19 protein-coding genes are annotated in these 20,335 nt (G+C 61.3%); 8 read left to right on the top strand and 11 right to left on the bottom strand.

Annotated elements, in window-relative coordinates:
* Positions 1 to 50: 50 nt before the first annotated feature.
* Positions 51 to 332 (top strand): DUF1127 domain-containing protein, encoded by a 282-nt coding sequence (locus tag ACIQUH_RS25190; protein WP_400820311.1) that lies wholly within the window; start codon positions 51 to 53, stop codon positions 330 to 332.
* Between the two features lie 175 nt (positions 333 to 507).
* On the opposite strand, the gene ACIQUH_RS25185 is transcribed toward ACIQUH_RS25190, so the two are convergent.
* The 7 genes from ACIQUH_RS25185 to ACIQUH_RS25155 all read right to left on the bottom strand — a co-directional run bounded on the left by ACIQUH_RS25185 (position 508) and on the right by ACIQUH_RS25155 (position 8,124).
* Entirely contained in the window at positions 508 to 1,881 is a 1,374-nt protein-coding gene (locus ACIQUH_RS25185; RefSeq protein ID WP_400820309.1) for a glutamate--cysteine ligase, read from the bottom strand.
* Between the two features lie 118 nt (positions 1,882 to 1,999).
* A complete protein-coding gene (locus ACIQUH_RS25180) occupies positions 2,000 to 2,737 on the bottom strand; it encodes a 16S rRNA (uracil(1498)-N(3))-methyltransferase (protein ID WP_400820307.1) in 738 nt (245 codons plus the stop codon).
* An 18-nt stretch (positions 2,738 to 2,755) separates the two neighbouring features.
* On the bottom strand, positions 2,756 to 4,261 hold the full coding sequence (locus ACIQUH_RS25175; protein ID WP_400820304.1) for an inorganic phosphate transporter: 1,506 nt from the start codon (positions 4,259 to 4,261) through the stop codon (positions 2,756 to 2,758).
* A 160-nt stretch (positions 4,262 to 4,421) separates the two neighbouring features.
* Positions 4,422 to 4,862: an NUDIX hydrolase gene (locus ACIQUH_RS25170; protein WP_400820301.1), complete on the bottom strand. Its 441-nt coding sequence runs from the start codon at positions 4,860 to 4,862 to the stop codon at positions 4,422 to 4,424.
* Positions 4,863 to 5,157: 295 nt separating this feature from the next.
* A complete protein-coding gene (locus tag ACIQUH_RS25165; protein ID WP_400820299.1) occupies positions 5,158 to 5,904 on the bottom strand; it encodes an HAD family hydrolase in 747 nt (248 codons plus the stop codon).
* A complete protein-coding gene (locus ACIQUH_RS25160) occupies positions 5,901 to 7,247 on the bottom strand; it encodes a glycosyltransferase family 4 protein (RefSeq protein ID WP_400820297.1) in 1,347 nt (448 codons plus the stop codon). The genes ACIQUH_RS25165 and ACIQUH_RS25160 overlap by 4 nt, the downstream gene beginning before the upstream one ends.
* Before the next feature lie 103 nt (positions 7,248 to 7,350).
* Positions 7,351 to 8,124, bottom strand: coding sequence for a FadR/GntR family transcriptional regulator (locus tag ACIQUH_RS25155; protein WP_400820295.1), 774 nt, complete (start codon positions 8,122 to 8,124; stop codon positions 7,351 to 7,353).
* Between the two features lie 292 nt (positions 8,125 to 8,416).
* Here ACIQUH_RS25155 and ACIQUH_RS25150 point away from each other — a divergent pair, with 292 nt between their 5' ends.
* On the top strand, positions 8,417 to 9,691 hold the full coding sequence (locus ACIQUH_RS25150; protein WP_400820293.1) for a DUF3422 family protein: 1,275 nt from the start codon (positions 8,417 to 8,419) through the stop codon (positions 9,689 to 9,691).
* 79 nt (positions 9,692 to 9,770) lie between these two features.
* Here ACIQUH_RS25150 and ACIQUH_RS25145 read toward each other — a convergent pair whose 3' ends face one another.
* Complete coding sequence (locus ACIQUH_RS25145) at positions 9,771 to 10,670, bottom strand: LysR family transcriptional regulator (protein ID WP_400820292.1); 900 nt, start codon at positions 10,668 to 10,670, stop codon at positions 9,771 to 9,773.
* Between the two features lie 93 nt (positions 10,671 to 10,763).
* On the opposite strand from ACIQUH_RS25145, the gene ACIQUH_RS25140 reads away from it, so the two are divergent.
* The 3 genes from ACIQUH_RS25140 to glcF all read left to right on the top strand — a co-directional run bounded on the left by ACIQUH_RS25140 (position 10,764) and on the right by glcF (position 14,993).
* Positions 10,764 to 12,215, top strand: coding sequence for an FAD-linked oxidase C-terminal domain-containing protein (locus ACIQUH_RS25140; RefSeq protein WP_400820290.1), 1,452 nt, complete (start codon positions 10,764 to 10,766; stop codon positions 12,213 to 12,215).
* 259 nt (positions 12,216 to 12,474) lie between these two features.
* Positions 12,475 to 13,689 carry a glycolate oxidase subunit GlcE gene (gene glcE / locus ACIQUH_RS25135; protein WP_400820288.1) on the top strand — a complete coding sequence of 405 codons (1,215 nt, stop codon included), beginning with the start codon at positions 12,475 to 12,477 and terminating at the stop codon, positions 13,687 to 13,689.
* 2 nt (positions 13,690 to 13,691) lie between these two features.
* On the top strand, positions 13,692 to 14,993 hold the full coding sequence (glcF, locus tag ACIQUH_RS25130) for a glycolate oxidase subunit GlcF (RefSeq protein WP_400820285.1): 1,302 nt from the start codon (positions 13,692 to 13,694) through the stop codon (positions 14,991 to 14,993).
* Between the two features lie 245 nt (positions 14,994 to 15,238).
* Here glcF and ACIQUH_RS25125 read toward each other — a convergent pair whose 3' ends face one another.
* Both ACIQUH_RS25125 and ACIQUH_RS25120 read right to left on the bottom strand, forming a co-directional pair.
* Positions 15,239 to 15,898 (bottom strand): outer membrane protein, encoded by a 660-nt coding sequence (locus ACIQUH_RS25125; RefSeq protein ID WP_400820283.1) that lies wholly within the window; start codon positions 15,896 to 15,898, stop codon positions 15,239 to 15,241.
* Positions 15,899 to 16,161: 263 nt separating this feature from the next.
* On the bottom strand, positions 16,162 to 16,938 hold the full coding sequence (locus ACIQUH_RS25120) for a L,D-transpeptidase (protein WP_400820281.1): 777 nt from the start codon (positions 16,936 to 16,938) through the stop codon (positions 16,162 to 16,164).
* 236 nt (positions 16,939 to 17,174) lie between these two features.
* On the opposite strand from ACIQUH_RS25120, the gene ACIQUH_RS25115 reads away from it, so the two are divergent.
* Both ACIQUH_RS25115 and ACIQUH_RS25110 read left to right on the top strand, forming a co-directional pair.
* On the top strand, positions 17,175 to 17,804 hold the full coding sequence (locus ACIQUH_RS25115) for a DNA-3-methyladenine glycosylase I (protein WP_400820279.1): 630 nt from the start codon (positions 17,175 to 17,177) through the stop codon (positions 17,802 to 17,804).
* Positions 17,801 to 18,244: a hypothetical protein gene (locus ACIQUH_RS25110; RefSeq protein ID WP_400820276.1), complete on the top strand. Its 444-nt coding sequence runs from the start codon at positions 17,801 to 17,803 to the stop codon at positions 18,242 to 18,244. The genes ACIQUH_RS25115 and ACIQUH_RS25110 overlap by 4 nt, the downstream gene beginning before the upstream one ends.
* Before the next feature lie 16 nt (positions 18,245 to 18,260).
* Here ACIQUH_RS25110 and ACIQUH_RS25105 read toward each other — a convergent pair whose 3' ends face one another.
* Positions 18,261 to 19,304: a YeiH family protein gene (locus ACIQUH_RS25105; protein WP_400820274.1), complete on the bottom strand. Its 1,044-nt coding sequence runs from the start codon at positions 19,302 to 19,304 to the stop codon at positions 18,261 to 18,263.
* 81 nt (positions 19,305 to 19,385) lie between these two features.
* Here ACIQUH_RS25105 and ACIQUH_RS25100 point away from each other — a divergent pair, with 81 nt between their 5' ends.
* Positions 19,386 to 20,303 carry a LysR family transcriptional regulator gene (locus ACIQUH_RS25100; protein WP_065654378.1) on the top strand — a complete coding sequence of 306 codons (918 nt, stop codon included), beginning with the start codon at positions 19,386 to 19,388 and terminating at the stop codon, positions 20,301 to 20,303.
* The last annotated feature ends 32 nt before the right edge of the window (positions 20,304 to 20,335 follow it).

Genomic DNA, 20,335 nt, shown 5'->3' with positions numbered 1-20,335 from the left:
GGTGCGCAGGGGGCGGTGCCGCATCGTGCCGTTACGAAAGGATAAGTATCATGCGCACGGCAGAACGGAGAATGGAACTGGAACTCGCAACAGCACGGCCGAACGATACGTTCCGTCGCGTCGCATTCCTCGTCAAAACCTTCGTGCAGCGCATCTACAATCGTATCGTGGCGAATGGTCTGACCGAACTTGATGACCGCCTTCTCGCCGATATCGGCCTCGTGCGATCGGATGTGAGGGATGCACTCGATACCGGCCTGCTCGAGGATCCGACCGCCCATCTGACCCGGGCCGCGCGCAAGCGTTCGGCGACCCGGTTCAAGACCCTTTAGTGTTGCGGCAATTCCGGCAGACCTCCAGCCGCCGGGATTGCTTTCCAACGGAAAAGTTTTCCCCGCAGGGTGATTTGCCAATAGCCCTGCCTTTGCCCGGTGTCAGGCCCCTCGGCCGCGCCGGGCTTTTTTGTGGCCCGGCTTTACCTCAGCGGCGCAGTTTACCGGCAATGCCTCAATACTGATATTCCTCGAAAACCGGCAGCACGGAACCGCCCCAGCGGCCGTTATAAAGCGCGAGCAGGTCTTCGGCGAGCGTGGTCTTCTTGGCCAGAACCTCGTCCAGCGATGACAGAAACACGGTCTCGTCCTGGCCTTCGCCATTCAGCCGCTTGCGGTTTTTCAGGCCGGTGCGGGAAATGTCGAGGACCTCGCGGGCGATGCCGAGAAGCGGCTTGCCGGCAATCTCGGCCACCAGCCCCTTGGCCGGCACGGCGTTGCGAAGCGCGATCACCTCATCGAAGCTCCAGCCGGCGGTCAGCGCGTCGGCCGCATCAAGCGCTTCCTGATTATAGAGAAGGCCGACCCAGAAGGCGGGCAGGGCGCAGATGCGCCTCCAGGGCCCACCATCGGCGCCGCGCATTTCGAGGAAACGCTTCAGGCGCACATCGGGGAAGAGGGTGGAGAGATGGTTTGTCCAGTCACCCATGGTCGGTTCCCATGCGGCGATTTCGCCCTTCAGCGCGCCGTTCATGAACTGGCGGAAGGTGACATGCGTGCAATCGTGATATTTGCCGTCGCGCACGATGAAATACATCGGCACGTCGAGAGCCCATTCGACATAGTCCTTGAAGCCGAAATCGTCGTTGAAGGTGAAGGGTAGCACACCGGAGCGGCGATTGTCGGTATCGCGCCAGATATCGCCGCGCCAGGAGAGGAGACCGTTCGGCTTGCCTTCGGTAAAGGGCGAAGAGGCGAAGAGCGCCGTCGCCAGCGATTGCAGCTTCATGGAAACGCGCATCTTCTGGCGCATATCCGCTTCGGAGGAGAAGTCGAGGTTAACTTGGATGGTGCAGGTGCGGTACATCATGTCGAGACCCTTGGTCCCGACCTTCGGCATATAGCGCGTCATGATCGCGTAGCGCGATTTCGGCATGCGCGGCGTCTCGTCGGAACTCCACAGCGGGCTGCCGCCGATGCCGAGGAAACGGATGCCCATCGGCTCTGCCACTTCCCTCAGGGTCGCCAGATGCTGGTTGGATTCCTTGCAGGTCTGGTGCAGGTTTTCGAGCGGCGCGCCCGATAGTTCGAACTGGCCGCCCGGTTCGATGGAGATGGCCCCCATGCCGTGCTGTTCGCCAAGCCCGATGATGTTCTCACCATCCATGATCGGCTCCCAGCCGAGCTTTGCCTGCATGCCCTTCAGAAGGGCGGAAATGCTGGCCTCGCCGAAATAGGGAACCGGGCTGTTGTCCTCACGGAAGAATGCAAATTTCTCGTGCTCGGTGCCGATGCGGAAATCGGCTTCAGCTTTGCAACCGCCCGCCAGATAGTCTGTAAGCTCCGTGACGGAGGAGAGGGGTGTCTGGTCGGTCGTGTCGCGTGCCATGGCTTACCTTGTTATGACGTCTCTGTTGCGGCGAGGCATATGATTGGCAGATAGGGCCGGATCGTATCCGGTGGCAAATGAATTTCTTTTAAAGATGCATGAAGCGCAACGGTGCCCCTCAATTCCAGTCGCCAATTGCCGCCTGGATGACGGCGAGCGCGGCGACGGCGGCTGTATCGGCCCGCAATATACGCGGCCCGAGCGGAATGGGGGTGACGAAGGCAAGGCTGCGCAGCAACGCCCGTTCCTCCTCGGAAAAACCGCCTTCCGGGCCGACCAGCAGGGCGATTTTGCGTTCCTTGACGGCGCGCAGGATCGGCAGCGGATTTTGGCCTTCATCGCCCTCGTCGCAATAGATGATGCGACGATCATCCGGCCAGGTCTCCAGCATGTCTCTTAGTTTCACCGGTTCTGCCACCTCGGGCAGGGACAGAATGCCGCATTGCTCGGCGGCCTCGATGGCATTGGCGCGCAATTTTTCGGTGTTGTGAATCTTGCCCTGAACATGCTGCGTCATCACCGGTTGCAGCAGGCCGGCACCCATTTCCACTGCCTTCTGCACCAGATAATCCATGCGCCCGATTTTCAGCGGGGCGAAAAGATAATGCAGGTTCGCCGCCTCCGGCTGTGGCCGCGTCTGTTCGAGCGGAACGAGGACGATCTTCTTGCGGCTCGGGAAGGCGAGTTTCGCCTTCCATTCGCCGTCGCGGCCGTTGAACAGCAGGATTTCCGCGCCGTCGGACATGCGCAGCACATTGGCCAGATAGTTGAACTGTTCGGCCGTCGCCTCCTGCGCCACGCCCTCGGAGAGGGGGGCTTCGATGAACAGGCGTTGCATCCGGAAATTTGCGCGCATGGGATTTCGGTTTCAGCGTCAGAGGAAAAGGAAGGACAGGAGCCAGTAGAGCAGCGCCGCAAGTGTTGCGCTTGCGGGAACCGTGACCACCCAGGCGGCGATGATCGTCATGAAATGCGAGCGCCGGACAAGATAACGGCGGCGCACCTCGGAAGGATTGTCCAGATATCGAGGGGTGCGGCGGGATTCGCCCGTGCCTGACTGGACGAGTTCCTGCCGCCGTCGTGACGCCTGTGTGTACCATTCGCGGAAGAAGCCGACGCCGAACACCGCGCCGATCGCCGTATGGGTGGTACTGACCGGCAGACCGAAGCGTGAAGCGACGAGAACGGTCAGCGCCGTTGCCACGGAAACGCAAAAGGCACGCATCGGATTGAGCTTGGTGATCTGTTCACCCACAAGGCGGATGAGGCGTGGGCCGTAGAGAAGAATACCGCAGGACAGCCCGAAGGCACCGACCAGCATCACCCACAGTGGCGCACGCGCGGATGTCTGCACCGCTTCATCGTGCAGGGCCCGCACGATGGCGACGACAGGGCCGATGGCGTTCGACACGTCATTCGCCCCATGGGCAAAGGACATCAGGCCGGCGGCGAGAACGAGCGGCCACTGGAACAGGATCCGAAGCGACTGGTTGCGGTTTTCCAACCCTTCCGACTGTTTGCGGATGATCGGCACGCAGAGGCGCCAGGCAACAAGGCCGGTCACCAGCCCGATCACGCTGGCATGGCCGAGCGACACATGCATGAGCTGGCGCAATCCGACCCAGATAAGATAGGCCATGAAAACGCCCGCCATCAGGCCGATGAGAACCGGAACCCACCGTCGCGCCGCATCGATCTTGTCATCGCGATAGATGATGAATTCCTTGATGAAAGCAAGGATGGCGATGGCGAAGGCGGCACTGATGAAGGGCGCCAGCACCCAGGCAAATGCGATGCTGCCGAGCGACAGCCACTCCACCGCTTTCGCCCCATAGGCGGCCATTCCCGCGCCGGCAACCCCGCCAACCACCGTGTGGGTGGTGGAAATCGGCGCTCTGGTCCAGGTCGAGATATTGACGAGAAGGCCGGCGGCAAGAAGCGCCGAGAGCATTGCCCAGGAAAATGCAGTCCTGTCGGGAATGGTCTCAACGTTGATGATGCCGCTCGAAATGGTCTCGACGACATTGCCGCCGGTGATCAGCGCGCCCGCGATCTCGCAGACAGCGGCGACGATGAGCGCGACGGCAAGCGGCATCGCCTTGGCGCCGACCGCGGGGCCGACATTGTTCGTCACGTCGTTTGCGCCGATATTGATGGCCATATAGGCGCCGATGGCGACGGCCGCGATGATGATGACGGCGCCGGCGGTGCCGATGGCGAAAGCGCCGGCGAAGACGGCCGCGAACACAACGAACATGAACCCCGCGCCAAGGCCGGCGAGCTGCTGCGTGACGTGCAGCGTCGCTTCTTCGACACGGGTAATCTTGTCGAGATCCTTGTCGAGCGTCGGCTTCATGTTCGATGGCGGCTTCGTTGCCATTCACACCTCGTTTGCCAGCATTCCCTTTCGTCCGGCAGTGTCGCAGGTTGAAGGCAATTTACAGAAAGACTGTTACATCGCGTATATCTTCGCAGAAGAAAAGACGATAAGAGCCATGTCGGAGACCAAACTCCACATTGCCACTCTTCGGGCGATGGCGCTATTGCGAATGCGCCATCCGCTTGTCGAAAGCGAGCATAAGAGCCTTCAGTTCCGGCTCGTTGACGCGTTTTCCGGCTTCCCTGGGGCTGACCCATTCCAGCCGTCGCGAGTCCTTTTCCGGAAAGCTGTCGCGCATTTCCGAAACTTCGAGCAGATGCACCTGAACCTTGCAGGGCACGTTGATGCCGCTGTTCAGCTTCTTATCATATTCGTAATAACCGAAAGGCGCCTTTTCCACCGTGCCTTTGACCCCGGCTTCTTCATAGGCTTCCTGTTCAGCCACCGCATGGGCTTTCTTGTTGGCCATCGGCCAGCCCTTGGGAATGACCCATCGTCCGGTGTCGCGGCTGGTCAGCAGCAGCACTTCCGGCTCCGGATTGCTCTTGGACAATCGATAGCACAGCGCTGCATATTGCTGTCGCGGCGGTCTGCGCAACATCAAGCCAACATCTGTCGCCAATCGATTCAAAATCTTCAATCCGAATAAATCCTCTTCGTCGGGTAGTGATAATTGCTAATATAGAGACACTGCAAATTCCGCCAATCCCCCTTCATCCATAACCCACTACTGTCTTCATGCTGATGAAGCTTTTGGGCAGAGGGATGTGGTCGATTTGCGGACAAAGTTTCGACCGGGGGGTCCCGGGCCGGACAGTCGATGCGGTAACGCGTGCTCTGCCTGCCTTCAAGCCATTCGGAATGCAAACCCGCTATGAATTATGGCTGGTACTGCTTTAATCGGGGTTCAGCCCCCAGTGCCGGAGGCCCTCGATCACACCGTCAGCTTCTTTCGCTGCCGAGTGAAAAAAGCGATTGTCCTCATGTGCCAGCGAGACAAGCTCAGGCAGGGCATTGCCCACGATCACACCGCGAATAGTCTTCAACTCAAACATCGCCCGATCATTGCCAGTATCGCCTGACACCACTGATTCGTCGAGGCCGATGCGCAATTGTCCACATAACCATGCAAGTGCCGCGCCCTTGTCGGCGGCCTTGGGCAATATGTCGAGGTCGCGATCGCTGGAATAAACGATGCGGGCGTCTATATCGGCCGCCACAAGCGCGCTTTCAATCTCGCCGAGCGCGGCGGCATCGGCGTCATGCAGGAACCAGCTCGATTTCAGGCCGTGCTGGTAACGCTCCTCCTGCATCGTCACGCCCGCAATGCCGGTCATGACATCGGCAATCTTCCGCGGGTCGAAACCGGTGCCGAGGGACTGTGTATAGGCGTTTTCCAGCTCGCGGCGTTTTTTCGCATGCAGCATGGTGCCGACGCCGCCGATGATGTAGTCCGGCTGCGGCAGCGGCACCTCGCCCAGAAGAGCAAGCTGATCGTCGATCAACCGGCCGCTGTTGAAGACCAGAACCGGGCGAACATCCTCCGGCAGCGAATGCCAGAAGTCGCGGAACCGCCGCGTGGCGTCGTTATCGCCAACGACGGTCCCGTCGAGATCGGTGGAAAGAAGACGAAGCGGTTTCAATCGCCGTCGTTCCATGGTTCGGCCCAGTCGGCTTCTTCCAGAACCGGCATCATCGTCCTGCCTTCCACGAGCGCGAGAAGCTGCTGGGCAATGCCCGTCCATGTGAACAGGCTGCGCGCCTTATGGGCTCCCATGCGGGAAAGCCGTCCGTAAAGCCGCTCATGCTTGAACGGCTTCATCATGGTGATGCCGAGATCTTCCTTGTCGAAAGGATCGGCAAATAGCGCATGTCGCCCATAGCTGACGGCGCGGAACAGCCCGCCATGGATGGTGACGACGGTTGGCGTGCCACTCGCCATGGCTTCAATAGCCGTCATGCCGAAGGGCTCGTAGCGGCTGGACAACACGAAGAGATCGGCAGCGCGATATATGTCCGGCAGGTCCTCGTCCGCGACATAACCGGAGAAAGCCACCTTGTCTTCCAGGCTGAGCGATTTCACCCGCTCCTTCAGCTGGTTGAGAATGGTCGTCTCCTGCTCGTCCATATTCTCGCCGCCAACGGCCAGATGCAGGCGGGCTTCCGGCTCGCGCTCGGCAAGAACCGAAAAGCCGTCGATCAGCAGATCGTAGCCCTTGTTGGTGGCAAGCCGCCCGAGCGCCAGCACCGTCTTGCCCTCGAAGCCGAAACGCTGCCGGATCATCTGCCGCGTCGCATCCGAAACGGGGAAGAAGCGATTGTCGTCATATCCGGGCGGGATCATGTGGATATGTTTGCGCTTCAGTCCGTAATCCTCGATCAGCACGTCGAGCTGCACCGGTGTTGTGGCGATTACCATGTCGCAGCTGCGATAGATGATCAGCTCGTGCTGGATGCGTTCCCTGAAGTTGAATTCCAGCTCGAACGTATCGGCCTTTTCCGGATAGTCGGTCTCCATCTGGCGTTTCTTCCAGATGCCGAGCGAATGCGGCGTGTGCAGATGCGGGATTTTCAGCGCTTCGGAAAGCCGCTGTCCGGCCACGCCCGCATCCCAGTAATGGCTGTTGATGAAAGAATAATTCAGGTCGTTTTTCTTGATGAAACGCAGCGCGTTTTCGCACCATTCCATCAGGTGCCGGTGCAGATATTCCTTGGGAATGAAATCGCGCCCGCCGCAGGGAATGCGCACCACGCGGACACGCTCGTCAACCTCGTCGAATTCCGGCTGGTCTTCGAAGCGGCGGGTATAAAGATCGACGGTATAACCGAGCTGGCCGAGTTTGCGTGCAAGCTCAAGCACATAAACCACCTGTCCCCCGGTATCGGCAGCGCCCAGTGGCGGGTGCGCGGCGACATAGCCATGCGTCGATATGAGAGCTATCCGCGGATAGCGTTCAGTTTCGCTCGTGGTTGTCATGGGTCCCATCTTGGTAAATTTTTCCAATTAACCCGATAAAAAGACCAAAGAGCACAAAAGGTTCCATCAAAACCGCAATAAAATGGATGGCGCATTTCGCCGGATGGCGTTTTCAGCTGCCGCGCTGTTGCTGTCGAAGGCGGGAAATCCGGTCCCATTCGCGCGCCTGATGCGCTCTCGATGTCGTCTCCACGATGAAGTCGATATGGGCTTCCGCCGCCGCCCTTGCCGCTGCCGGGTCGCCGGCGGCGATGGCGTCATGGATGGCGATGTGCTGCCGTAACACCTCGTCATGGGCGCCCGCGATGGTGAAGATGAGGTGACGGTTATAGAAGATGTCGTCGCTCAGGAGCCGGTAGCAGGATCGCAGCGTATGCATCAGCACGATATTATGCGCCGCCTCGCCAATGGCGTTGTGGAATTCCACGTCGCCCGCAAGCTCCTCATCGAAGCGGCCGGCCTCATGCGCTTCACGCATTCTGTCGACGATGGCGGCAAGGTTGCGCCTGTCCGGTTCCGTTGCGCGCTCGGCGGCAAGTTCGGCGGTCATGCCTTCGATATAACGGCGATATTCGAGAAAATCCCGCGTCGCCCGGCTGTGGCGGGTAATCAGCGCGCTCAAGGGGTCGGAAAACACCGGTCCGACAATATCGGCGACATAGGTGCCGCCGCCATGCCGGCTGGTGAGAAGCCCACGGTTTTCCAGTTCTTTCAGCGCTTCCCGAAGGATCGGCCGCGAAACATCGAGGCGCTGCGCCAGTTCGCGCTCGCCGGGTAGCCGGTCGCCATCCCGCAATATGCCGTCGAGGATCAGTTCCTCGAAACGTAAGATCACCTCCTGCGATGTGCGGCTATGCTCGATGCGCGCGAAGAGCGTTTCGTCCATCCCAGAAGTCTCCGGCGAAATGCCGCCCCATATTTGATGTCAGGCAAAGTACCAGTGAAGCGTCGCACTGGTCAAATATTCTGTCCAGTTCTCCGCCTGGCTGCGTCATGCCTGCGGCAACACGGCATCTGCCTTTTGAAACTGGCTTTTGTTAAAGCAGCACTCGGACAGGGTGATGATGGTGGATTTTTCTGCCAGGTGGATCAAAACAATTACATCGGCGTCGATAGCGGTGTTTTCATTGCAATCGATGTTTTAGAAATCCGGCGACAAAAGCGGGGACGGTATCGCAATGGCCAAGGGTAGATTTGCATTCGCAAGCGCGCCGGAAAGGTCGCTGGCTCTGGGCGAGGTGCATGCGCGGCCGACCGTGCTGCTTGCCCCGTCGCGTATCATCGTCCAGCTTGCCTTCATGATGGATGGCGGCTCGGCCGTGCACCATTCGGTCATTGCGGAAATGTCGCGCGGCCGCGGGGTCGCGCCGCCGGAGCGTAATGCTCGCCACCACGCCATGCCCTGGGGGCAGGGGACGCTGCGCTGGGAGCGGCACACGGAATTTTCCACCTGGTTCTGGGATGGTCCCGCACCGGAGAAATTCGGCGGCGAAATTGCCGGCGATCCTTTCGGCGACGGCTTTTCGCCGCCCGGTTCGTTGATCTCGGGCGTGCGTCTGGAAATCCGCCCGGAAAACGGTGTCACCTCCCAGGCGGAAGCGATGTTTGAGCCGACCAGCCTCTGTCACAGCGACCTGCGTGACGGACAGGCGGCGATCCTCACCGATTTCCGTCAGGATCGCGACGGGCTGACGCAGATATTGGTGATCGACCGGGGCCTGAGCGATTACAGCCGTGGCGCCCTGGTGCAGCGCCTGCTGGATATCGAAACCTACCGCACGCTTGCCATGCTCGGCCTGCCGATGGCGCAGACGCTGTCGCCGGAAATTCGCCGCATCGAGGACGGCCTGACCGGCATCACCCAGCGCATGAAAAACGGGGCGCGCGACGAGGCCGATGCGCTGCTGGCCGAAATGACGCGGCTCGCCGCCGAGCTGGAGGCCAATGCCGCGCTCAGCCTTTATCGTTTCGGCGCCAGCCGCGCCTATGACGGCATCGTGCGCGAACGCATTCGAGCGCTCGCGGAAACCCCGGTGCATGGCCATGAGACCATGGGCAGTTTTCTGGAACGGCGCATGGCGCCGGCCATGCGCACCTGTCAGTCGGTGGAGGAGCGGCAGGCGAACCTGTCGCGCAAGCTCTATCGCGCCACCGCGCTCGTCCGAAGCTGGATCGACGTGGAGCTGGAGCGACAAAATACGGTACTGCTCAACACCATGAACAAGCGCGCGGCCATGCAGCTTCGCCTGCAGCAGACGGTGGAAGGGCTCTCGGTCGCCGCCATCTCCTATTATGTCGTCGGCCTCATCGGTTATCTCACCAAGGCGATCAGCCATGACGTGCTGCCGGCCGATCCCGCTGTGGTTACCGGCATTTCCGTACCCTTCGCCGTGCTTGGCGTCTGGTGGGTGGTGCGCCGCATCCGCCGCTCCCATGCGGAAGGCGGGCACTGAACGACACCCCACCTCCCTCATCCCTTTGACGAGCACAGGGATGAGGGACGATTGGTGGTGATGGCGCGACTTAACCGCCTCAGCCCTGCTCCCAATAGGGCGAAGGCCCATAAAGCCCGGCCAGATAATCGATGAACAACCGCACTTTCGCAGGCAAAAACTGCCGGCTCGGATAAACCGCCGACAGCGTCACGTTGCGCGACCCCTCATAACCGGGCAGCACCTGCACCAGTTTTCCGCTGCGCAATTCATGGCCGATATCCCATGTCGAACGCAGCGCAATGCCAAGCCCTGATATCACCGCCTCGCGGATCACCTCGCTGGAATTGGTGATGAGCATGCCTTCCGGCCGGATGCTGAGCGCGCCGCCCGGCCCCTCCAGCCGCCAGAGGTCATTATTGTGCGCCGGCAGGCAGCGGTGTTTCTTCAGATCCTCGATTGTAGCAGGCATGCCGTGTGCGGCCACATAGTCAGCCGAAGCGCAGAGCACGCGGCGCACAGGCGCGAGCCTGCGGGCCACGAGGCTGGAGGAATTAAGATCGGCGATGCGGATCGCCAGATCGTAACCGCCCTCGATGATGTCGATGAACTCGTCACTGAGCACCAGATTGACCGAGAGATCAGGATGCCGCTCCATGAACCCCTTGAGATGCGGCGCAATATGCATGCGCCCGAAGGAAGTGGGTGCGGAAACCTTCAGCGTGCCGTTGACGGTATTGGCCCGGCCGGAGACGAAATCCTCTGCCTCTTCAAGCCCTTCCAGTACGGCCAGCACCCGTTCGTAAAATCCCTGACCCGCTTCGGTCAAAGAGATTTGCCGCGTCGTGCGCTGGAAAAGCCGTGCGCCGAGCTTTTCTTCCAGCCGCTTGATGCGCTTGGAAATCACGGCGGGCGAATAGCCAAGCTCCCTGGCGGCGAGCGACATGCTGCCGGAAGCCGCAACGCTCGCGAAGACTTCCAGATCACCCAGATTTGTCACAGTTGCCCCCGATTGTTTCCGGAATGGAAAAAATCCTTAGCATTTGATTGCGTCGTTTCAAAGTGGTAAAGAAAGAATACCAGTTGGAGGAATATGTATGGGGGAAGGGCGGTGACGCAGCCGATCAAGTTTCTGGAGCCGCGCGCGAAGATCGTCGCGGATCGTGATCGCATCATAGCTGATCTCAAGGATATTCTGCCGGCAGACTGTCTTGTGCACGAGCCGCGTGAGCTCGTGCCTTTCGAAACCGACGCTTTCGTCTCCTATCGCCGCCTGCCGCTGGCCGTGACGCTGCCGAAAACGACGGAAGAGGTGGCCGCGGTGATGAAATATTGCCACCGCTACGGCATACCGGTCGTGCCGCGCGGTGCCGGCACCTCGCTGTCCGGCGGGGCCATTCCGCAGGAGGATGCGGTGGTGATCGGCCTTTCGAAGATGACCGCGATCCTTGAGCTCGATTTTTACAATCGCACGGCGCGGGTACAGGCGGGTGTCACCAACCTTTCCATTTCCGATGCGGCGGGCGCGGAGGGTTTCTTTTATGCGCCCGATCCCAGCTCGCAGCTTGCCTGCACCATCGGCGGCAATATCGGCATGAATTCCGGCGGCGCGCATTGCCTGAAATACGGCGTCACCACCAATAATCTGCTCGGCGTGAAAATGGTGCTGGTGGATGGCACGGTGCTGGAATTGGGCGGCAAGCACCTCGACGCCGCCGGTTACGATCTTCTCGCTCTCGTCTGCGGCTCGGAAGGCCAGCTCGGTATCGTGACGGAAGCAACCGTGCGGCTGATCGCCAAGCCGGAGGGTGCGCGGCCCGTATTGTTCGGTTTCGAGACCTCTGAAGAAGCGGGTTCCTGTGTGGCCGATATCATCGGCGCGGGCATTATCCCGGTTGCGATTGAATTCATGGACAAGCCGGCCATCGAGATCTGCGAGGCCTTCGCCAAGGCGGGTTATCCACTTGACGTCGGTGCGCTGCTTATTGTCGAGGTCGAAGGGTCGGAGGCGGAGATGGACGCCATGCTGGCCGATATCGTCACCATTGCCAGAAAACATGGCGTGAAGACGGTCAAGGAATGCCAGTCTGCCATGGAGGCGGCGGCGATCTGGAAAGGCCGCAAATCCGCCTTCGGCGCAACCGGCCGTATCGCCGATTATATCTGCATGGATGGCACCGTGCCGCTCTCCCAGCTTTCCTACGTGTTGGAAAAGACGAGCGAGATTACCGACCGGCTCGGCCTGCGCGTCGCCAATGTCTTCCATGCCGGTGATGGCAACATGCATCCGCTCATCCTGTTCAACGCCAATGACCCTGACGATGCGGCCCGCGCCGAAGAGGCGGGCAATGAGATATTGAAGCTCTGCGTCGATGCGGGCGGCTGTCTCACCGGTGAGCATGGTGTCGGTATCGAGAAACGGGATTTGATGCGCCACCAATATGGCGAGGCTGATCTTGCCCAGCAGATGGCGGTTCGGGCGGCCTTTGACGAGGGCTGGCTGATGAACCCGTCGAAGGTGTTTCCGCTGGAGGGGCGCAATTGAGGTACGTTAACTTATTTGCCTTGGAGGGTGCGGTTTACCCCCCTCTGCCCTGCCGGGCATCTCCCCCACAGGTGGGGAGATCGGCAAGACGCACCTACGTCGCTCTATCTCGGCCGATAAGAAAGGCGAGACCTTGCCGCGAGTCGATCTCCCCACCTGTGGGGGAGATGCCCGGCAGGGCAGAGGGGGGTATCTCTTGCTCTGAGCGCAGTCTCTCTTGCGCCAACCGCGCCACCCCATGCCCGGAGCCCACCACCCCATGCTGACCCCCTATGCAGAAACCCAGGTCGCCGACATCATCCGCGACCACGCGACCCGAAAAACCCCGCTGAAAATCATCGGCGGCAACACCCGCTCCGGTTTCGGCAATGCGGTGGCGGCAGATGAAACGCTTTCCTCCCGCGCAATGGCTGGCATCGTCGCCTACAACCCCGCCGAAATGGTCATGACGGTAAAGACCGGCACGCCACTTGCCACCGTCCAGGCCGCCCTTGCGCAAAACCGGCAGATGATGGCCTTCGAGCCGATGGACCATCGTCCGATCATGGGCACCGAAGGCGAACCGACCATCGGCGGCGTCTTTGCCGCCAATGTTTCCGGCCCGCGCCGTTACGTTGCGGGTGCGGCGCGCGATAGTCTGCTCGGCATCCGTTTCGTCAATGGCAGCGGAGAGATCATCAGGGCCGGTGGCCGGGTGATGAAGAATGTCACCGGCCTCGATCTTTCGAAATTCCTGGCCGGGTCTTTCGGCACGCTAGGCTTCCTCACCGAAGTCACCTTCCGCGTGCTGCCGAGCCCGCCAGCGGAAAAAACCGTGATCGTATCCGGTCTTGATGACGAGGCGGCGACGCGCATCATGGCGGCCGCGATGGCCATGAGCGTCGAAGTTTCCGGTGCGGCGCATCTGCCGGAAAGCGTGCGGTCCCGCTTCATCGATGGCGGATTGCCCGAAGGCCCGGCGACCATTCTCAGGCTGGAAGGGCTTGCCGCCTCGGTGGAAGCCCGCACGGCGAAACTTCTCTCGGTCATGGATCGGGTCGGCCCATGGGCCCTGCTGGAGGGCGGAGAGAGCGGATTTTTATGGCGGCAGGTGCGCGATGTCGCGCCCTATGCCGGGCAAGACGCCAAGCCGCTGTGGAAAGTCTCGGTCGCGCCTTCGGTGGGGCATCAGCTTGTCGCGGCGCTGCGCATGGAAGCGGGCATCGATGCCTTTTACGACTGGCAGGGCGGCCTTGTCTGGATGCAGATGGAGGCCGATCCCGAGGCGGATTTGCTGCGCGGCGCGATCCGGGCGCTCGGCGGCGGCCACGCAACGCTGGTAAGGGCGAGCGATGCGATGCGTACGACGCTGGCGGCCTTCGAACCCCGCCCGGCGGCGGAGGCTGTCCTGTCGGCGCGCATCAAGGAAAAGCTCGATCCGGCGGGCATCCTCAATCCCGGCAAGATGGCCGCAACGATGGAAAGGGCCGTCTGACCATGCAAACATCCTTCACGCCCGAACAGCTGGCCGATCCGCATGTGGCGGAATCCGAAAAAATCCTGCGCAAATGTGTGCATTGTGGTTTCTGCACCGCCACCTGTCCCACCTATGTCACGCTCGGCAACGAACTGGACAGCCCGCGCGGCCGCATCTACCTCATCAAGGACATGCTGGAAAACAGCCGCCCGGCCGACCGCGAGGTCGTCACCCATATCGACCGCTGTCTTTCCTGCCTTGCCTGCACCACCACCTGTCCCTCGGGCGTGGATTACATGCATCTGGTCGATCATGCCCGCGCCCATATCGAACAGACCTATAAACGCCCCTTTATGGACCGGCTGATCCGCAATCTTCTGGTTGCCGTCCTGCCGCATCCCGCCCGTTTCCGGCTGGCCCTGCATCTGGCCCGGCTGGCGCGGCCTTTCTCGGGTCTGCTTGCCAGGGTTCCGGCGCTGAAGCCGCTGCAATCCATGCTCGCTCTCGCCCCCGCGGCCGTGCCTTCGGCCTCCGCTTCCACCCATCCCGGACAAAGACCGGCCGAGGGCGAAAAGCGCGGACGTGTCGCCATTCTCACCGGTTGCGCACAGCCGGTGCTCGACCCCGGTATCAACGAGGCGACGCTGCGGCTCCTTGCACGGCTCGGCATCGAGGTCGTCGTGCCGAAGGGGGAAGGGTGCTGCGGTTCTCTGGTGCATCATATGGGCCGCGAGGATGAGGCGCTCGCCTCGGCCCGGCGTAATGTCGATGTCTGGACACGCGAGATGGAGAGCGGCGGTCTCGACGCCATCATCATCACCGCGTCCGGTTGCGGCACCACCATCAAGGATTACGGTCACATGCTGCGGCTCGATCCGGCCTATGCGGAAAAGGCCGCGCGGGTCTCGGCGCTTGCAAAGGACGTCACCGAATATCTCGCCACGCTCGATCTGCCGCAACGGCAAAGCCAGGGCCTGACGGTTGCCTATCACTCGGCCTGTTCCATGCAGCACGGCCAGAAGATCACGCTTGCGCCAAAACAGCTGCTGAAGGCGGCGGGTTTTACCGTGCGCGATCCGGCCGAAGGTCACCTCTGCTGCGGTTCGGCCGGCACCTACAACATCCTGCAGCCGGAGATTTCCGCCAAGCTCAAGGCGCGCAAGGTGAAGAATATCGAGGCCACCCGGGCGGATGTTATCGCCACGGGCAATATCGGCTGCATCACGCAGATCGGAACCGGCACGGATATGCCGATCCTGCATACGGTGGAGCTTCTGGACTGGGCCTATGGCGGGCCGAAGCCGGCGAGGCTTTCGGTTTAGGAACGTGGTGCGCCGACAAGGCAGTGATCCGGCGTCATGGCGCAAAGGTTGGGGCCGGTGCGCCTTTCTCGGGCTTCTCCTCATCCCTGTGCCTGTCACAGGGAGCCAGCCAGCCCAAGTCTTTGGGCTGAGAGGAGTCTTTCCGCCGCTCAGACGCGCGTCGGCTGGATTCCTGTGACGAGCACAGGAATGAGGTTGAGGGGACACCCAGCGCCTGCCGGAAAGCCCCGTTTGCCACGCCAATACTAGAACTTATACGCCACGCCAAAATTCACCGCATTGGTGATGACATCCGTCTTCAACGAGGCGCCATTGTCGATATCCACGTCGATAAAGGAATAGGTGCCCTTATATTCCACGAAGGTCGACCAGTTGTCGGTGATGCGGTAGCTGATGCCGGCCTGCGCCTGCAGGGTCGCGCCGCCGAACTGGTATTCGAAGGTTCTGCCCGAGGGACGGTACACTTCCACATGCGGCACGTTGATGCCGACGCCGGCGCCCACATAAGGGGTGATCGGCAGCGATTCCAGCGGAAAACGGTAGAGCGCGTTCAGCGTCAAAAGGTTCAGGCCGTCGGTGAATTCGAAATGCGACCAGCCGGAGCGGGCGAGCGTCTGGTCGTCGGCATAGACCTTGTCATGGGTGAAATCGAGCGAGATACCGAAATTCCTGAGCTGGCCCTCATCGAACCAGTAGGTGCCGCGCACGCCCCAGTAGGGCGGGTTGGAAAAGGACTTGCCTTCCCATCCGGCGCGGAAATCCGGCCCATCGGAAACCGTCACATCGCTGTGCGGCGCGCTTTGCCAGCCGCCATAACCGGAAATTTCAAATTCGCCCGCGATTGCGGCGGAAAAGGAAACGCCGCTGAAGAGCAGGGCGCAGACAAAGGAAACGTGGCGCGGCATGAAGTGAATCCAGATTGATATCGGTAATTCACCAAACCGTTTTTTGATAACATTTGAATGACAGAAACGAAAAACGGGCGGTCGATTGACCACCCGTTTTAAGGCCGTTCCATCATCCCCCTGAGAGAGGTCCGGCGCCTGGCGTCCCCCGCCAAGTCTCATTCCGCTGAATTGAGCCGGATTGTACCGCCGCAAGGCGGCAATTCAAGCGGATACGCCGCCACACCGGCCCTGAAGCGGCCGGAAAGGCTGAACCGTTGCCGTCATATCACAATGACCCTGGTTCCGACGTTTACGCGCTCGTAAAGATCGGTGACATCCTCGTTGCGCATGCGGATGCAGCCGGAGGAATTGTTGCTGCCGATCGTCCAGGGCTGGTTGGTGCCGTGGATGCGATAAAGCGTCGAGCCGAGATACATGGCGCGCGCGCCCATCGGGTTGGCGGGGCCGCCTTCCATGAAGGCCGGCAGGTAGTGGCCCTTGGCCGCCTCGCGGGTGATCATTTCCTTGGGCGGGGTCCAGCTCGGCCATTCCGCCTTGCGGGTCACCTTGTGGGTTCCGGCCCATTCGAAACCGGGCTTGCCGACGCCGACGCCATAACGCCGGGCCTTGCCGTCAGCCAGCACGAGATAGAGGAAACGGTTCGGCGTATCGATGACGATGGTGCCGGGTTTTTCATAGGTCGGGTAGGTGACGATCTGCGGCAGGAATTGCGGCGCTATCTGGGTGCGCACCGGCGCATTCGGGCGGACGGCGGCATTCTGCACCCGTGCCGGGCGCTGCGACGTGACGCCGGAGCTGGGGCGCTGCGGCATGGCGGCCTGGCGCTGCTGGAAGAACGGCTGGCGTGCGGCAGGCGCGCGCGGATAGACCACGGGCCGAACATTGCCGCGGCCACCGAGCTGGGTTACCCAAGGGGCGGAAAGGTCCGGGCTGACGACGACGGGCGGGCGCTCGCGATAGCGCTCATTGGCCATCGCGGCCGGGGCGGCAAAGGTGGAAACGAGGCTCAGCGCCAGAAAAACGGACTTCATCGTCATCGGGTGGACTCTCTCTGCGGGATATCGCAACTATGGATTTGCGGGACTGTTCGCCCGCTTTGCCGGACACGTTCGCACCTCGACGCCAGCGAATCGTAAATGGCTGTTCATTAAAAAGCGCTTGATTAGGGAAAGCTGGATTTAAGGTTAGCACCCGGTTTTGAAACGTGGTGAATGAGTGGTAAGCGCGCGGTCCGAACCGGTCACGGGCGGGAGCGGAAAAGGGTGGTTGCGGAATGAATGAAGCGGGACTTGAAACGGGCGCGGATGGCCTTGTGCGGTGTTTCTGGCAGCAGGGGCTTGCGGATTACAGCCGTTATCACGACGAGGAATGGGGTTATCCCGTCACCGATGATCGCCGCCTTTTCGAGAAGATCTGTCTGGAAGGTTTCCAGTCCGGCCTTTCCTGGCTGACGGTTCTGCGCAAGCGTGAGGCGTTCCGTCTCGCCTTCGCCAATTTCGAATTCGAAAAAGTGGCGGAGTTCGGCGATGCCGATATCGAGCGCTGCCTTGCCGACAAGGGCATCATCCGCCATCGCGGCAAGATCGTCTCGACCATCAACAACGCCCGCCGCGCCATGGCGCTGCGCGATGAATTCGGTTCGCTCGCCCGTTATTTCTGGGGTTTCGAACCCGCCGCCGCAGAAAGGCCGCAAAGGCTGGACTATGCGACGTTAAGGGCCAACCCCACCAGCGCCGCCTCCATCCGTCTTTCGAAGGATTTGAAAAAGCGGGGCTGGAGTTTCGTCGGCCCGACGACCGTCTATGCATTCATGCAGGCCATGGGTATGGTCAACGACCATATTGAAGGCTGTCATTGCCGCCAGCCGATAGAGGCCATGCGGCGGGAGTTTGTACGTCCATGAAGGTAACCTCCCTTCTTCTGGCGCTCACCATGGCCGTGGCCGCCGTGCCGCATCCTTCCTTCGCGGAAGGCCGCAATGTCGATGGCATCTGGCTCGATGACGGCGAAAGGCTGAAGCAGGTGGCGCTGCCGCCGGCCGGGCCGCTGAAGCTTGACGGCTGGACGCGGCGCGGGCGCGGCGATGTCTATCGCCTGAAGGTGAAGGCCGGGCAGACGGTGAAGATCGAGCTTGCCGCCTCCAGCGAATTCGTGCTGATGGCGGTCTTCGATTTTTCGACGCCGGATGAGGATGCGATCTTCTTCAGCGATTCCGAGGGCAAGGTCGCAACCCTGACGCCGAAGGCGGATACGGAATGGCTGATCCGCCCGACGCTCATTCTGGGATCGCCGCGCCGTGGCCTCGGCGCGCATTACACGCTGACGGTCAGCACCGGAAAATAACGAGCCGCCGCAAGGTTCAGGCCGTCTGTGTCAACAGGATCAGGCCGAAACTCAGAACACCAAGCAGCACTAGCGACAGGCTGGCGGCGACGATGACCTTGCCGCCGGCATGGCGCAGGCTGCGAATATCGACCGAGAGGCCCAGCGCCGCCATCGACATGATGGTGAGGATGTTGGAGAGCGTGGCGACGGGGCCGATCAGAGCCTCGGGAATGAGGCCGAAGGACCGGGCCATGATCATCAGCACGAAGCCGATGATGAACCACGGAACCATCTGCTGCAGCTTAAGTCGTCCCCTGTCGGACCGGCCGTGGATGACGGAGAGGGCGGCGATGACCGGCCCCAGCATCAGCACGCGGATGAGCTTGACGATTGTGCCGGTCTGCACGGCGATCGCGCCGAGCGGGGCGGTGGCGGCCAGAACCTGCGGTACCGCATAGACCGTCAGGCCGGCGAAGATGCCATATTGCGTGGCGTCGAGACCGAGGAACTGCGGCAGAAACGGCATCAGCAGCACGGCGGCGACGCCAAGAACCGCGGTGAAGGCAATCGAGGCGGCGACATCTTCCGGCTTGGCGCCGATGGTGGGTGCTGCGGCGGCAATGGCGGAGTTGCCGCAGATGGAATTGCCACAGGCGATCAGCGTCGCAAGCTTGGGCGGCAGGCCAAGCATCCGCCCGGCGGCATAGCTGACGACCAGCGACAGCGCGACGATCAGCGCGATTCCGCCGATCAGCAAACCGCCCGCACCCTTGAGAATCGAAAGGCTGAGCGATGCGCCGAGAAGCGCCACCGCGATTTCGAGCAGGGTCTTGGCGCTGAACCTGATGCCGGCCGAAGCGACGGCGGGAAGCGAGACCAGCGAACGAAGCAGCGTGCCGATCAGAATGGCAAGCACAAGATCACCAAGCCATGCGTGGCCTGCAAGCCGCACCTGAAAACGCTCCGCCAGGATGGCGGCGCAGCTGACAGCCGCGCAGAGCAGGATTCCCGGCAGAAGCGGGGTCAGCCAGCGAAGCGAAAAATGAAAGGGATGGGTGAGGGTGCGATGGTGTGCCATGGCCAGACAATGCCGCAGGCGCCTGTTTTATTCTATCAAATAATATGGCATATATTATTCGATAAAATCGAATGAAAAGCCATGACCTTTGAACAACTCCGCATCTTCATCGCCGTCGCCGAACGCGAGCACCTGACGAGGGCCGCCGAAGCCATCGGTCTGACCGCCTCTGCCGTCAGCTCCGCCATCAAGAATCTCGAGGCCTTTTATAATGTCGAGTTGTTCCATCGCGTCGGCCGCAACATCGAGCTGACCGAAAGCGGCCGGGCGTTTCTGGGCGAAGCCAAGGCGACGCTGGCGCGTGTGCGCAATGCGGAATTGATTCTCTCTGAAATGGGCGGGCTGACGCGCGGCGAAATCACCGTCTGCGCCAGCCAGACGATTGCGAGCTACTGGCTGCCGCCGATCCTGATGCAGTTCAAGAAGCTTTATCCCGGTGTGACCGTCCGGCTCGATATCGGCAATACCAAGACGGTGACGCAGGCGGTGCTCGACGGTCTGGCGGAAGTCGGTTTCATCGAAGGCAGGATCGATGAGCCGGCTTTGATGGTGCAGCCCGTCGTGTCCGACAAGCTGCTGGTCGTTACCGGTTCGGCCCACCCTTTCGCCGATGGCCGTTATCTCACCGCGCTCGATATGCTCTATGGCACCTCATGGGTATTGCGCGAACAGGGCTCCGGCACCCGCTCCGCCTTCGAGGCGGCGGTGCGGCAGATGGGGGTGGACCCCGGGGAGCTTTCCGTCATGCTGGAACTGCCGTCCAACGAGGCGGTGGTGATGGCGGCACGCTCCGGTGGTGCGGCCACGGCGGTCTCTGCCTCCGTGGCTTCGCTGTTTCTGCGGCAGGGGCTGCTTGTCCGAGCCGGCATCGATCTGCCTGCCCGAAACTTCGCTTTGCTGCGCCATAAGGAACGCCATACCAGCCGGGCGGCCATGGAACTGGAGCGCCTCAGCCGCGCGGCGTCGGAGGATTACAAGGCTGGTCTTGCGGGGTTGTAGGGCGAGCGGAGCGTGGCACGGGCGGCGTTCGC

It is taken from the genome of Agrobacterium sp. NPDC090283 (assembly GCF_044769685.1).
Taxonomy (GTDB): domain Bacteria; phylum Pseudomonadota; class Alphaproteobacteria; order Rhizobiales; family Rhizobiaceae; genus Agrobacterium.
Note: the sequence above shows the minus strand (reverse complement) of the source record. Positions and strands in the feature narration are given on the sequence as shown.

Coding starts and splice junctions, on each gene's coding strand:
- glcE (WP_400820288.1), top strand. CDS start 12,475: ATGCTGACCCCCTATGCAGAAACCCAGGTCGCCGACATCATCCGCGAC.
- ACIQUH_RS25120 (WP_400820281.1), bottom strand. CDS start 16,938: ATGACGATGAAGTCCGTTTTTCTGGCGCTGAGCCTCGTTTCCACCTTT.
- ACIQUH_RS25170 (WP_400820301.1), bottom strand. CDS start 4,862: ATGTTGCGCAGACCGCCGCGACAGCAATATGCAGCGCTGTGCTATCGA.
- ACIQUH_RS25100 (WP_065654378.1), top strand. CDS start 19,386: ATGACCTTTGAACAACTCCGCATCTTCATCGCCGTCGCCGAACGCGAG.
- ACIQUH_RS25140 (WP_400820290.1), top strand. CDS start 10,764: ATGTATGGGGGAAGGGCGGTGACGCAGCCGATCAAGTTTCTGGAGCCG.
- ACIQUH_RS25160 (WP_400820297.1), bottom strand. CDS start 7,247: ATGGGACCCATGACAACCACGAGCGAAACTGAACGCTATCCGCGGATA.
- ACIQUH_RS25150 (WP_400820293.1), top strand. CDS start 8,417: ATGGCCAAGGGTAGATTTGCATTCGCAAGCGCGCCGGAAAGGTCGCTG.
- ACIQUH_RS25125 (WP_400820283.1), bottom strand. CDS start 15,898: ATGCCGCGCCACGTTTCCTTTGTCTGCGCCCTGCTCTTCAGCGGCGTT.
- ACIQUH_RS25110 (WP_400820276.1), top strand. CDS start 17,801: ATGAAGGTAACCTCCCTTCTTCTGGCGCTCACCATGGCCGTGGCCGCC.
- ACIQUH_RS25155 (WP_400820295.1), bottom strand. CDS start 8,124: ATGGACGAAACGCTCTTCGCGCGCATCGAGCATAGCCGCACATCGCAG.
- ACIQUH_RS25180 (WP_400820307.1), bottom strand. CDS start 2,737: ATGCGCGCAAATTTCCGGATGCAACGCCTGTTCATCGAAGCCCCCCTC.
- ACIQUH_RS25190 (WP_400820311.1), top strand. CDS start 51: ATGCGCACGGCAGAACGGAGAATGGAACTGGAACTCGCAACAGCACGG.
- ACIQUH_RS25115 (WP_400820279.1), top strand. CDS start 17,175: ATGAATGAAGCGGGACTTGAAACGGGCGCGGATGGCCTTGTGCGGTGT.
- ACIQUH_RS25185 (WP_400820309.1), bottom strand. CDS start 1,881: ATGGCACGCGACACGACCGACCAGACACCCCTCTCCTCCGTCACGGAG.
- glcF (WP_400820285.1), top strand. CDS start 13,692: ATGCAAACATCCTTCACGCCCGAACAGCTGGCCGATCCGCATGTGGCG.
- ACIQUH_RS25105 (WP_400820274.1), bottom strand. CDS start 19,304: ATGGCACACCATCGCACCCTCACCCATCCCTTTCATTTTTCGCTTCGC.
- ACIQUH_RS25175 (WP_400820304.1), bottom strand. CDS start 4,261: ATGGCAACGAAGCCGCCATCGAACATGAAGCCGACGCTCGACAAGGAT.